The 13,379-nt window shown below is 36.7% G+C and carries 9 protein-coding genes and 2 tRNA genes; all 11 read left to right on the top strand.

Annotated features, from left to right (window positions below; translation table 11 throughout):
* Positions 1 to 72: 72 nt before the first annotated feature.
* A complete protein-coding gene (locus tag HMPREF3230_RS04920; protein ID WP_075523826.1) occupies positions 73 to 594 on the top strand; it encodes a GtrA family protein in 522 nt (173 codons plus the stop codon).
* A 5-nt stretch (positions 595 to 599) separates the two neighbouring features.
* A complete protein-coding gene (locus HMPREF3230_RS04915; protein ID WP_075523927.1) occupies positions 600 to 1,292 on the top strand; it encodes a histidine phosphatase family protein in 693 nt (230 codons plus the stop codon).
* A 177-nt stretch (positions 1,293 to 1,469) separates the two neighbouring features.
* Positions 1,470 to 2,420, top strand: coding sequence for a hypothetical protein (locus HMPREF3230_RS04910; RefSeq protein WP_075523825.1), 951 nt, complete (start codon positions 1,470 to 1,472; stop codon positions 2,418 to 2,420).
* A 104-nt stretch (positions 2,421 to 2,524) separates the two neighbouring features.
* Positions 2,525 to 4,087, top strand: coding sequence for a glutamate--tRNA ligase (gene gltX / locus HMPREF3230_RS04905; protein ID WP_075523926.1), 1,563 nt, complete (start codon positions 2,525 to 2,527; stop codon positions 4,085 to 4,087).
* Between the two features lie 294 nt (positions 4,088 to 4,381).
* A tRNA-Glu gene (locus tag HMPREF3230_RS04900) sits at positions 4,382 to 4,454 on the top strand.
* 40 nt (positions 4,455 to 4,494) lie between these two features.
* Positions 4,495 to 4,566, top strand: a tRNA-Gln gene (locus HMPREF3230_RS04895).
* A 178-nt stretch (positions 4,567 to 4,744) separates the two neighbouring features.
* A complete protein-coding gene (locus HMPREF3230_RS04890) occupies positions 4,745 to 5,299 on the top strand; it encodes a cysteine hydrolase family protein (RefSeq protein ID WP_075523824.1) in 555 nt (184 codons plus the stop codon).
* 328 nt (positions 5,300 to 5,627) lie between these two features.
* Positions 5,628 to 7,991, top strand: coding sequence for a choice-of-anchor M domain-containing protein (locus HMPREF3230_RS04885; RefSeq protein ID WP_075523823.1), 2,364 nt, complete (start codon positions 5,628 to 5,630; stop codon positions 7,989 to 7,991).
* Positions 7,992 to 8,185: 194 nt separating this feature from the next.
* Positions 8,186 to 9,340, top strand: a complete 1,155-nt coding sequence (locus HMPREF3230_RS04880) for a choice-of-anchor M domain-containing protein (RefSeq protein WP_082266295.1) — start codon at positions 8,186 to 8,188, stop codon at positions 9,338 to 9,340.
* A gap of 17 nt (positions 9,341 to 9,357) precedes the next feature.
* Positions 9,358 to 11,490, top strand: coding sequence for a choice-of-anchor M domain-containing protein (locus HMPREF3230_RS04875; RefSeq protein ID WP_075523822.1), 2,133 nt, complete (start codon positions 9,358 to 9,360; stop codon positions 11,488 to 11,490).
* A 106-nt stretch (positions 11,491 to 11,596) separates the two neighbouring features.
* Positions 11,597 to 13,357, top strand: coding sequence for an anchored repeat ABC transporter, substrate-binding protein (locus tag HMPREF3230_RS04870; RefSeq protein WP_230955937.1), 1,761 nt, complete (start codon positions 11,597 to 11,599; stop codon positions 13,355 to 13,357).
* Positions 13,358 to 13,379: the final 22 nt, after the last annotated feature.

Below are 13,379 nucleotides of genomic sequence, written 5' to 3'. Positions count from 1 at the left end.
CTTTATCTTTATGAATTTGTAATACAAGATAATTATAGTATTTTGTTAGCCTCCGCGTGTTTAATGGAATACATGAAGAAACTTATTGAACAAGTTGTGAAATTTGGGATTGTTGGCGTTATTGCGCTGATTATTGATGTTGCTTTGCTTAATTTGCTTATGTTTGTAAATGTGAGCAATGTGATTGCTGGAACAATTTCATTTATTATTTCGCTTATTTTTAATTACATTGCTAGTATGAAATATGTTTTTAAGCATCGCGAAGATATGGCTCGTTGGATGGAGCTGTTGATTTTTGTTATTTCTGCAGTTATTGGTTTGCTTATAAACGATGCGATTATTTGGGCAAGTACTTTTGGAATGGCTGCATCTATGTGTAAAACTACGATTTATGTGTTTAGAACCAATATTGGAAAATTTGTTGCAACTGTTGTTGTTGCTGTATGGAATTTTGTGATTCGCAAATGGCTTCTTGATGATACTAAGTCGCAAAAGTCTAAAGATGTCGATTCTGGTGTGGCTGAAGAAGATACAAGTTTTGCTCATAAATTAGGAATGTGGTCTTTGAAGAATACTCCAAAAGGGTGGGAATAATTATTATGACATCTACAACAATTCATTTTGTGCGTCATGGTGAAGTTGAAAATCCGAATCATGTATTGTATGAAAGACTTCCTGGATTCCATCTTTCTGAGCGTGGCTTTAATATGGCTAGAGTTACAGGCAATTATATTGCTAATTCTGTGCAGTTTCGTGGTATTACTAAAATTTATTCTTCTCCTCTAGATCGCACTCGTGAAACAGCGCGTGAAATAGAAAATGCGTTGCTAAATATGCCTGATTGCGCGTATGTTTCAGTTAATAACGTAAAAGATAGCGTGAAATCTTTTCAAAGCAGCATTATATTAGATGATCGTTTAATTGAGGCAGAAAATAATTTTCGTGGTAAGCGAATTGGATTTGGCGAAGGCGCGTTGTGGAAAAATAATAATTGGAAACTTGTTGTGAATTTATGGCGTCCAAGTTGGGGAGAAAGTTATAAAAGTATAGCTAAAAGAGTGTCTGATTTTGCGCGCGAGCAAGTTAAGAATCACCCTGGAGAACAAATTGTTGCAGTGACTCATGAATCTCCAATTTGGTCTTACAGACACATGCTTGAAACAGGTCATCCAGAACATAATATGTTATTGCGTAAAACTGCTTTAGCGTCTATTACTTCAATCACGTATGATTGCGAAACTATGCGTGTGCTTTCAATTTCGTATGTAGATCCTCAAAAGTTTGCGAAATAGAGAAATAAAGCGAATAGCGAAATAGTGAAGTAAAATACGTGAAATAAAAAGCGCTAAAAAGCAGTAAAAAGCGCTAAAAAGAAATAAAAAATAATATAAAAAAGTGCGAAATTTTAGTAATTTAGATTAAAATTTGTATTTGTAATTTAAAGTGATGATGCGAAGGAGCGTTATATTATGCATAATTCTCAAAATCAGGATTGTGAAAAATCAGATTTACTTAAGGACGCATCCCAACGTGCATTAGAATTAAAATCGTTATGGCCGCTTGTAGAAGCTCGTTATTTAGATAATGATGCAAAGTATGCTGAGAATCTCGAAGTTCGAGCTATGCATATGATTTCTAGGATTCTTACAGGTCTTGATGTTACTGTTCCGGATGCTGAATTTGTATATGAGGGTGCAGATGAAATTCCAGGACGACCTCAAGAAATAGTTGATTCGCTGCTATCTGTTGCTGATGCATATGATGGAATGGAATCTTGTTATGAGCCTAATTATGAAAATGCAGATGCAGGAATTCATGAAAGTAATGCAGATGCAGGAATTCGTGAAAATAATAAAAGTAATAGTAGTGAAATAAATTCTATTTTCTTTAATCTTCAATCTCATATTGATGAAGATGTCAATGCTATCAATAGTGTTGCTAATATCTTGCAAGTAAAAGGAAATTGGAATTCTCAAGATTTGCAATATGCTATAGAATATGCAAAACAGCGAGCGCGTGATTATGAAGATTTCGTAGAATCACAAAAAATAATTGTTGTTTTATGTATTCTCAGAACGCTAATAGCGGATACGCAAGATGTTTACTCTACTTTGCCTATTTTCTTATATATTAACGAAGTGTGCGAGTGTGTTGGAATACCTCGAATGATGTTCAAAGATAATCAATGGATTGAGCTTGTTGATTGCGTCCGTAGTAGTGAACATATTTCAACGTTAGTTGATTTTGCTGCTCCTATTCTTATTGATGAGTGGGCTAAGCATAGAGAAGATGTGCTTTGGGATCCAGAAGTTGCTAAAAAACTTGCAAAAGAAGAAGATGATAGAAAATCTCGTGAAGCTCTTGCAGCTAAGTTTGCTCATATAGAAGGGAATAAAGAATCTACTCAAGCTTTAGATTAAATAGATAATATTTTAAGTAGTTTCGAATTTTACGATGCATGCCATTTGTTGAAAGCTGTACTAAGCCTGCGCTTGCGCTATGCACGTCCTCAATGCAGGGCACAATGGAACTTATGACTGATATCGAGGAAACTCAAAACGTTGCAAATAATGCAGCTAAATCCGAAAAGCCACAATTGCCTGAGCATGTGCGTGTTCGTTTCTGCCCTTCTCCAACAGGTACACCTCACGTAGGTATGGTTCGTACTGCACTGTTTAATTGGGCTGAAGCGCGACATACTCATGGTACATTGTTATTCCGTATTGAAGATACTGATAATGAGCGTGATAGTGAAGAAAGCTATCAGCAGATTTTAGATGCTCTCCGTTGGCTTCATATTGATTGGGATGAGGGCATTGATGCAGCTGGTAATGATGGTCCATATCGTCAATCACAGCGTATGGAAATTTATAAAGATGTAGCGCAAAAGCTTTTTGAAGCTGGTTACGCTTACGAATCATTCTCAACTCCTGAAGAAATTAAGGAACGTAATATTGCTGCAGGTCGTCCTGCTGAATTTGGCTATGATGGCTATGATCGTAATCTTAGTGAAGAGCAGAAGCAAGCTTTCCGAGCAGAAGGTCGTAAGCCTGCTCTTCGTTTAAAGATGCCGAATGAAGACATTACTTTTAACGATTTAATTCGTGGTGAAATCACTTTTAAGGCTGGATCTGTTCCTGATTATGTTATTGTGCGCCCGAATGGTGATCCGCTTTATACTCTTACGAATCCTGTTGATGATGCGTTAATGGATATAAACGTGATTTTGCGCGGAGAAGATATTTTAAGTTCTACTCCTCGCCAAATTGTGCTTTACCGTTATCTTATGGAAATGGGTATAGCTAAGGAAATGCCGCTTTATGGTCATATGCCTTATGTTATGGGTGAAGGTAAGAAGAAGCTTTCTAAGCGAGATCCTGAATCTAACTTGTTCTTGCATAGAGATAATGGTTTTATTCCAGAAGGATTGCTTAATTATTTGGCTTTGCTTGGATGGTCGATTGCTCCAGATCGTGACGTATTTACTATGGACGAAATGGTTGAGAAGTTTGACGTTAGAGATGTGAAAGCAAATCCTGCACACTTCGATTTGGATAAAGCTATTTCCATTAACGCTGAGCATATTCGTATGCTTGATTCTCAAGATTTCTTGAATCGATCTGTGCCATATTTATACAAAGATGGTGTAGTTAGTGCAGATAATTGGGATGCTTTAACTGATCGCGAACGTGAAGTGTTAAGCGCTGCTGCTCCTCTTGTGCAGCCTCGCGTTCGTTTGCTTGGTGAGGTTGCTGGTATGGTTTCAAGCTTGCTAAGTGAAGATGGTTACATTGAGCCAGATGATGACGCTCGTAAGCAGCTTAAGGAATCTGCTGGCGAGGTCCTTGATGCGGCTCTCGCTTCCTTGAAGTGTGTTGATTCTTCCGATTGGCATACTGATTCTTTGCATGAGTTGCTAAATAAAAAGCTTGTTGAGGAAGCTGGTTATAAGCCACGTCTTGCATTTGGACCTGTGCGAGTAGCGCTTTCTGGTCGCAGGGTTTCTCCACCACTTTTTGAGTCTATGGAAATCGTTGGCAAGGATGTGACTTTAGCTCGTTTAGCTGGTTTGCGTGAGCATTTGTAAATAAGCTGTAAGAGTATTTGTAAAGAGTTTATTTTGAAATAAAGTTTATTTTGAAATAAAGTAAGATTTATTTCTTTACTTATTTCTTTTATTTATTTCTAAGATTTATTGCTCTTTGCATTGCGCACGTATTTATTTTATTTCAGTGCTTTGTTTCACTGTGTTTCAGTGGATTCAAAGCACTGTTTTATTTTTTTATTTTTGCTTTTTCGACACGCCGCTGTTGCGTAGTGTTGCGTTATGTTGTAGACTCGTCATTTGTTGCGTCAAGAGGCGTAGCTTATATAAATGAAAGCCCCCGTCGTCTAGCGGCCTAGGACTACGCCCTCTCACGGCGCCAACACCGGTTCAAATCCGGTCGGGGGTACGAAGACGGAACGGTCTTAATAGCCGCGAAGCCTGCCAATTGGGGTATGGTGTAATTGGCAACACAGGTGATTCTGGTTCATCCATTCTTGGTTCGAGTCCAGGTACCCCAGCGAATAGCTCTCTTAGTCGAGAGCTTTTATATTATTTATTACAATTGAGCCAGCAATTGAGTTGATAATTGGGCTATCAGTTGAAATAAAATCATAGAATATTGTAAATAAAGCAATTGTGCTATTTGCAACTTTGCTATTTGCAACTAGTTTTGCAACTTTCATACAAGGAGTTAGTATGAAGAAAGCCCTTATTAACATTGATTACACAAATGATTTCGTAGCTAGCGATGGCTCGCTTACTGTTGGAGAGCCTGCTCAAAAGCTAGAAAAGCGTATTACTCAAATTTCGAAAGAATTTTCTGATTCGGGCGAGTTTGTTGTTTTTGCAATTGATACACATCATTTGAACGATCCATATCATCCTGAAACCAAGCTTTTCCCACCTCATAACATCGCTGGAACGCACGGTCAAGAGTTATATGGTTCGCTTGGTGATTTTTATGAGGAGAATAAAGATAAAAGTAACGTGTATTATATTCATAAAACTCGCTATTCTGCGTTTAATGGCACTGATTTGTTCATTAAATTGCGCGAACGTCATATTGAAGAGTTGCATTTGGTAGGTGTTTGCACAGATATTTGCGTGTTGCATACTGCTGTGGATGCTTATAATCTTGGATTCAAAATCGTTGTTCATAAAGATGCTGTTGCTAGTTTCGATGCAACGGGCCACGAGTGGGCTTTACGTCATTTTAAGACTTGCCTTAATGCTGACATTGTGGAAGGTTAGTTTTTATTTATTTATAATTTAACAATAGCTTAATTAACGTCTGTAGTCTTATTCTGCAGACGTTTTTGTTTTGTTTGTTTTTGTTTTTGTTTTTGTGTGTGGAGCTGGTAACCCGAAATAACCCTGTTTTTGTATTTTATTATTTTTATTTTTCTATGTGTTTTTTTATTCGTTTTCCTTTTTGTGCGACACGCCATGTGAATCAACTTGACTACTAATGAGAATCATTATTATTATGGATAAACGTTATAAAAATCTTTGCTTTATTCGTAATAAATTGCGTATATAAAAGCTAAGAATATTAAGTGTAGAGAGTGAAATAATAATTATGGCTCATGTAGTGAAAGCTGCGTTAAAGCGCGCGTTTGCTTTTTCAAGCGTAGTCATTCTTGCATTTGCGATGCTCGTATCTGGATTAGGCTCATCAGTATTAGCATATGCTGATGTTGATGATACTCAGAATGTTTGGGTTGGTAATGATGATGTTAGGGGCGATCAGTATCTTCCTGAAGAAAAAGCAGCAATTCAATCGGGTCATGTTGACGCTTTTTATTCATTTCAAACTAGCGCAAATAGTGATCTGTTAATGGGTCTTAGCTATGGGAATGTAATTTATTCTCCTAAAAATGTGACGATGACTATTTCTGATTCGTCATTTTATACTTCAAATCTTCCTTACAAAAATGCTGGAGATATACCTTTTAATACGTCAGATGGCTATTGGCGTTTGAACGGTTCGGGAAATAAGCAGAGTAGCGAAGTATTTCCTGGCTGGGATTCATCTAATTCTCGTTTTTCTGTAGGAGCTAAAGATACTAGCGATGCCTGTGCAGATATAGTAATTGATAAAGTTATTGGCCCTGAAGGTGGACGCGTTCTTGCTTGGACTCAAAAAACAAATGATAATAATGAAACTTTTGCGTCATCTTTAGAAGCGCATGATAAAGATGACGAAAGTGTAGCTGGAAGTCGATTCGTAATGCCTGGCATTATACATCAGTCAATGGTTGGTCATGAACATGCTGATTGGGTTTTTACAAAGCCGGGAACTTATAAAATTAGCGCTTACACAATAGTAAAAAATAAGAAAACTGGCAAAACTGTTACTTCAAAGCATGCTACGTATACTTTCGAAGTAAAAGCTAATAAAACACATGCAGTTTCAAGTAAAACAGAAACTTTGCAGATGGATCCTAATCGCGTTCCTCCAACAAAAGATCCTAAATTTGTTGAAGAATCGTTGTCTGGCAGTACTCATTGCAAGGATGATGACAGCAATATTTGCATTGTTGGCGTGAGAAATACTGGTTCACATCCGCATTACCATTCGTATGAGCCGGGTGGAGAAGTTACTCTTTCTGTGTATTTGCCAAAATCAATACGCGGTAAAAAAGATACGATGCCATCTTGGACGTATATTCGAGAAGACGAAAAAGGTCCTGATTTTTCATATGATTTTAAGAGCAATCTTCCAGTAGGGGATAGAGATCCAGATCTTAAAGAAACATTTAGTATTCCAGCAGAGCCTGCATTAAATGGAATGCTTGTTAATGCAACGATAAGTGGCGGACTTGAGTTGGGATTAGGTTTTGGAGATGATAGAGATACTGTAAAAATTGTAGTAGATGATCATGGTGCTGATGGAAGGCCTGTAGTTGCTGCAATTGGTAAGATGAAGCCTCTTGAAGTTGGAGATACTTTAAAACTTAAATCTGTGCTTTATAGCCCTAGAGTATCTGTTCTTAAAGATAAAAAACAAGATCCAGATGTTCAAGTTACTTCTATAGTAAAAAGGCATGTTTGGCTTATTAAAAAAGACGGAGAAACAAAATTTAAGTACATACCTAAAGAAGAAGGTAAAACCTTAAATTTGAAAATTGATAAAAGCATGGATGGAGCTATTATCAGATCTTCACTTGTTCTAGAAAATGGCGAATTGTACAGAAATGAAGAATTCAATGATTTTACAGATTATCAAATTTTTTTGAAGAATTCTGAAAAAGAAAATAATCATGAAGATAATCATGAAAATCAACAGGAAAATCCTGATGAGCATTCTCATAATAAGAAACGCAATCGTAAAAAATATAATAAAAAGAACAATAGGAATCGTAAAAATAATAAGAGAAAGCACAAAGGCGATAATAATTTAGATGAATTAGATTATGAGGATGAAGATTTTGATAATGACTTTAATTTAAATAATCAGAATAACCGGAATTCTCAAAATAAGTCGAATCATTTTAGTAATAATCCTGTGCAACTTATTTCTTCGAATAATGGCAATAATTCCAATCGTTTCTTTAAAGGTTTTGGAAAAAATCTTAAAGGTAAGAAGACTCTTGCAAGCCTTGTGAATCGAAGTTATAAAAAATCGCATAAGAATAAGAAAAAGAAAGTAGTTTCTTTGGAATCTTATAAACATTCAAAGCACAAGAATAGTAAATCTCATAAGCGCTCAGGTGATGATTTTGCTGATAGTGACGAAAGTCAATCTGGTAGTAATAATTCATCTGACTCAGACGAGTATGAGTCAAGCTCGGAAGATAGTGATTCATATGGTTCTAATGGTGATACAGAAAGTCACGCAACTAAATTTATAGCTGTTGCTACTGGTACAGCTTCAGTTGGGTTGTGCACAATAACAGGATTGGGAATGTATCTTATAAGGACAAAGATGAAGGTTTTATAGGAATTGCAATCTTGGCTGTAAGCGCCCTAAAAAGTTAAATTGAAGCGCCGATGACGCGTTCAAAAATGTAAAGCGCGATGTAAGAAACTAAAGAAAAGCAATTAAATAGCAAAACAAAGAATTAACAAAAATTAACAAGTTAATCAAAATAATCAAAAATTAACAAGTTGTAAAGCGTAAAGACGGTGATAATTATGAATACTAAAAAGCATTATGTTATGACATCAATCATGGCAGCTATTTCAATTCTTTTTATGATTATTTCGATGTCCGTGTTGCCATCGCCTCTTTTCCAAGAAGCTCATGCTGTTACTAGTAATCAGCCAGTTATGATGCAAGCTGGGCACGCTGATTTTGGTCCAACTCTTTCGGGTGGAAAGTGGAAAATTCAGATTCGTGACGATACAGGCGATGACCCTGTGTGGAGAGATCCTGAAAACGTAGTATTTCGTTTAGGAAATAGCTCAATTGTGCCTATGCCGGATGATTCTACTTATGCGTTTATTGGTGAGAAGCCTGGAACTAAGCTTTATGTGATCCCTCAAACGCAAAATCAAGATGTTGTTTGGCTTGGTTGGAATACTCAGGAAGGTGGAGTGTTAAACGAGCTTGATCGAGGAGCTAATCTTTCGCTTGACGGCGTTAGTGGTCCTGGTAAATTGCATGTTTATCTTGAAAACGGGAATAATAATCCTCAACAATTGTGGGATAGCACTAAAGGATATCCTCAAAATACTTGGATTGAAACTAATGCTCATACGCATGTTAATTGGGTGTTTTCTAAGCCTGGTGTGTATCATGTAAAGCTTACTTTCTCAGGAAAATTAAAGAATGGTCGTAAGGTAAGTGATACTCGTTTGCTTAATTTTGCAGTTGGTGAAAACACTAATCCGCAAGACGCTTTAGCTGCATCTAGCGCGTCTGGAAAATCTTCTTCACAAAATAACAATGAAAGTGAAGAGGATTCAGATGAGAATGAATCTGAAGATGATTCTGACGATAGAATAAATGAGCCAGATGAAGCTTATTCAAAAGATAATAAAAATAATAGTAGTAAGCGTAATCGTAAACATAAGAAAAAAGACGATACTTCTTTAGTAATTGCTCAAATGGTGACTGTTACTTTTGTTCTTTTGCTAATTATTGTAATTATTTTCCTTGTTATTGCTGTAGTTAAAACTAAAAAAGCTAAAAAGCTTGCTATTGAGCAGCGCTTGATGGCTCGTGCGAATAATTCTGGTGAAACTGTGGATTCAAGCAGTTCTGTGGATTCTTCTAGTTCTTCTGAAGTTTCTTCTGACTCTTCTATAGATGAGCAAATTCAAGAAACGTCAATATTGCCGAGATGATTGAAGGATGCTAAATCATGTTTAAAAAAGTTCTTAGTATTCTTAAAAAAGTATCTAGTGTAGTTCTTAGTGGAATTATAGTTTCTAGTTTTGCAGCATCTATTTGCGTTATTCCCGCAGCAGTTGCTGATCAGAATGATTCTGAAAATTTGCAGTCGTCTAATGAGAAAGCTTGTGTTGCTGCACAGCTTAAAAATTCTGATTTGAAGCCAAGTGCGAATAATAGTGCAAAAATTTGCAGAGTAAATAAAGGGCATACTGACGTTTTTGCAACTTATAAAGATGTCAACGGAAATCTTGTGCTTGGAACAAGAGGTGATTCTTTTCCTGGTAGTGATGCAAATGGCATTCGATATAATTCCTCGTTAGTTCGATTTGTTGTTGGCAAGAAAAGTCGCGAAAGAAAAAATAAAGTATTTTCTTTCGTAAAGCAGAATGTGAAATACGTGTATCATCTTCCTTCTCAAATGAAAGAAGGTAAATTATATGCAGGTGTTTCTACTGAAACTTTGGGTGAAAATTCTAAGATTAAAAGTGTGACTTTCAGTTTTGTTAAAGCCAATATGCCTAAAAATGGCGCAGTTTATATGGCTGGCAAAGATGATGACAAAACACTAAAACATCTTGGAACTGATGGCACTGATTTTCCAAGCGAATACAGTGTGAATGGCAATGCTCACGTGCATATGGATTGGATTTTTACAGCACCTGGAGTGTATGTTTTAACAGTTAAAGCTGTAGCTTTTACTTCTGATGGTAATACTCTTGAAGATACGCAAGATTACACGTTTGAAGTGGATCTCAAGCGCGCTAAAGAAAATTCAGAATATGATTTTGAATCTTCCGATAATTCTGATTCTGGCGATTCTGGTGATTCTAGCGATTCTAACGCGAACGCGAGTGAAAATAATAACGATGAGAATAATAATTCTGAGTCTGAAACCGAAGACGAAGGTTCGCAAGATGATAGCGAAGATGAACAGGGTTCTCAAGACGAGAGTGAAGACGGGAGTGAAGACGATTCAGAATCTGAAGATGAATCGATTGACGATGAAAGCGGCTATTTCAACAATAATGAAGATAGAGAAAATCGGCCTGTTAAAGCTAAATGCTTAACTTTTAAAGATATAAAGCATAAGCTTAATGCTCTTGTTATTAGTAATGGTCATGCGGATATAGCTTCTTATACTTCAAACAGTGGGCTTTCTCTTGCTGTTCAAGAAGATGTCACTGGACAGCATGTTATACGACATCCTCGTACAGTAGTTTTTTATGCTGGACAATCATCTAAAAGAAATAACGTTTGGAGATTGCCGCAAACGCAGAAAAATGGAGTTCCTTGGGTTGGATTTAACAATCAAAATCTAAGTCCTCATACTTCTACAACTATGTATTTAGCTGCTATAAAAGGTCCTGGAAGTGTGCGCGTATGGTTGCAAGGTAGTTTAGGTGAACGTCCTAGTGAAATGTTTTCTAGTAAAAGAGGTGCCAAGAAGTGGTATAAAATCCCTGCTAATACGCATATGCATGCTAATTGGGATTTTTCTAAAGCTGGTTATTATACTTTGACTTTCGCTGTTAAAGCAAATGGTTCAATTTCTAAAGAAAAATTCCATTTTGCTATTGGTGTTAATCCTAATAAAATGCCAATTTCATGTTCTGTAAAAGGTAGTCTTGAAGAAGATGAAGGTGAAGAGGAACTTGTAAAGCCACTTATAGCTAATCATGAACCTGAAAATATAGTAGACGATATAAGACCTGTTGCTACTTTCGCTAATAGTGCTAGAAATGAGCATAGAGTTATCAATGCTAGAAGTGGAAGGTCTTTAGGTATTTCTTCTGGAAGACGTTTAGATAAATCTTTGCGTTCATCTTCAGATAAGTCAAAAGGGTTAATGCCTACTGTTTCTTTGAGAAAATCAGATAATAAAAATGCTTATAATGCAAAGTTTGAAGATGAATCGATTGATGATGCTTCAAATAGTGGAATTATTGGTTTCTTTAAGCATAAGACTTTACTCGCTTATTCTATTTTAAGTGGCAGTGTTATTGCTCTTTGCGCAGTAGTCTATTTAGGCGTATATGTATTGCGCAAGTACAAGATTATTAGTCTTAATAGCGGCTTTATTAGTATGATCTTTGGTAATTAGTTTGGTGGTATTGGAAGTGGCAATTAAGAAGTTGTTTTATGTGGATCTATTTAAAGCTATGATTTCTTTAAAAGCACGCGTGTTTTTTGTGATTATAGCTATGATTATGCCACTTTCAGCATGCAGTAATGTGAGTAATTATTCAAAATCTGGTCATAGAGATGGTCGAATAAATGTTGTAACAACTACTGGCGTATTGAGAGATATGGTTGCAAATGTTGCCGGAGATGCTGCAAATGTAAGTTCTATAGTTCCAGATAATGCAGATCCGCACTCGTATGAGCCTCGCTTGCGTTCTATACGAGATGTTGTTTATGCGGATGTTGCTTTTAGTAATTACATGATGCTTGAGGAGCATGGCGTGATTACTGCTTTAGATGCGAATTTGCGTAAAGGTGTGCCTAATGTGCAGCTTGCAGAAGAAAGCGTTAAGCATGCTGCAGATATTATTCCTATGGTAGAAGATGTGTCGTTGGATACTATTTGGCTAGGTCTTGCTACGGAGCGTATGGCTGTTCAAAGTTCTAATGTATTGCAAAGTTCTAAAGTTTCGGATAATAACAGTGGTGCTGGCTCAAGTGGAAATAGCTCAAGTGTATCTAGCTCAAGTGGATCAGTAAAGCAGCTTAAAAGTTTGAATAAGAGTGAAAAGTTTTCTCAATCTTCTCAATCTTCTCAGTCTTATCAGTCTTCTCAATCAAATGCGCCTTCTACTGTAACAAAACAGGGTCGTGCAACTGTGCTGAAACCAAATGCATATACTATGAGAAGATCAGATAGAATCCGTTTAACAGCTACTAAAGTAAAAGGTCCTGGATCACTTTTTGCTTATCTTACTGGAACTTTTGGTAGCGTTGAAACTTACATTAACTCAGCAAATGGAATTAACGATGAGGATCATGTGGATTTGCCTGCAGATGCTCACACGCATTTAAGTTGGGCTTTTAGTAAGCCTGGTGAGTATTTGCTCGATTTTCATGCAGACATGTTGAATGCTCAAAATGAGAGAGTTGCTAGTTTAGGAAATACCACTATGCGATTTGCTGTTGGTATTAACGCTCAAAAATTGGCGAAAACACGCTCAGCTCGAGTAGTTTTGAATAAAGGTCATGCTGATTTAGCTTATGATTTAGCAAAACGTGGGTTTCTTTACAGAGTTGATACTTTGCAAGAGAAGCGGTCTGCTGCACCTAAGCGTGTTTATTATGAACCTAAAGATGTAGTTGTGGAAGTTCCAACTAATGCACTTAAAGAAATTCCAGCAGAACAAGGTTATAGATTCCTTGGAAGCGCAAGACAGAAAATTTATCAACTTCCGCAAGCAGTTTTAGGTAAACATGTTCATGGAGATATTGATCCACATTTGTGGCAATCAGTAAAAAACGGTATTGCATATGTGCGAACTATTGCTGACAGATTGTGTGAAGTAGATCCTAAAAATGCAAATAAATATCGTGCTAATGCAGATCGCTATATTAACAGGCTTCTTGATGTTGATGCCTATATGCGTAAAAAAGTTGCGTCAATACCTAAAGAACGCCGCAACTTAGTCACAACTCACGATGCTTTTGCTTACTTAGGTAAGGCTTATGGTGTAAATATTGCTGGATTTGTAACAATAAATCCTTCTAGCGAGCCGAGTGTGCAAGATAGGCGTAGGCTTTCGCAAATTTTACGCGATTTACAAATTCCTGCAGTATTTCTAGAGCCAAATCTTATATCTCGCTCATCTGTGTTAAAAGAATTAGCTTCTGAAGCGCGAGTTAAAGTATGCCCAATTTATGGCGATGCTTTTGATTCGCATGTTCGAAGTTATGAAGATATGATGCGTGCGAATGCGGATTCTTTAGCAAATTGTTTGAAGTGAATTTAATTACTAATTTTTGAAA

The organism is Gardnerella vaginalis (genome assembly GCF_001563665.1).
In the GTDB taxonomy this organism is placed as follows: Bacteria; Actinomycetota; Actinomycetes; order Actinomycetales; family Bifidobacteriaceae; genus Bifidobacterium; species Bifidobacterium vaginale_A.
Note: the sequence above shows the minus strand (reverse complement) of the source record. Positions and strands in the feature narration are given on the sequence as shown.

Bases quoted from the DNA above. Each gene is read 5' to 3' on its own strand.
- HMPREF3230_RS04885 (WP_075523823.1), top strand. From the start codon at position 5,628: ATGGCTCATGTAGTGAAAGCTGCGTTAAAGCGCGCGTTTGCTTTTTCA.
- HMPREF3230_RS04890 (WP_075523824.1), top strand. From the start codon at position 4,745: ATGAAGAAAGCCCTTATTAACATTGATTACACAAATGATTTCGTAGCT.
- HMPREF3230_RS04875 (WP_075523822.1), top strand. From the start codon at position 9,358: ATGTTTAAAAAAGTTCTTAGTATTCTTAAAAAAGTATCTAGTGTAGTT.
- HMPREF3230_RS04920 (WP_075523826.1), top strand. From the start codon at position 73: ATGAAGAAACTTATTGAACAAGTTGTGAAATTTGGGATTGTTGGCGTT.
- HMPREF3230_RS04915 (WP_075523927.1), top strand. From the start codon at position 600: ATGACATCTACAACAATTCATTTTGTGCGTCATGGTGAAGTTGAAAAT.
- HMPREF3230_RS04870 (WP_230955937.1), top strand. From the start codon at position 11,597: ATGCCACTTTCAGCATGCAGTAATGTGAGTAATTATTCAAAATCTGGT.
- gltX (WP_075523926.1), top strand. From the start codon at position 2,525: ATGGAACTTATGACTGATATCGAGGAAACTCAAAACGTTGCAAATAAT.
- HMPREF3230_RS04910 (WP_075523825.1), top strand. From the start codon at position 1,470: ATGCATAATTCTCAAAATCAGGATTGTGAAAAATCAGATTTACTTAAG.
- HMPREF3230_RS04880 (WP_082266295.1), top strand. From the start codon at position 8,186: ATGAATACTAAAAAGCATTATGTTATGACATCAATCATGGCAGCTATT.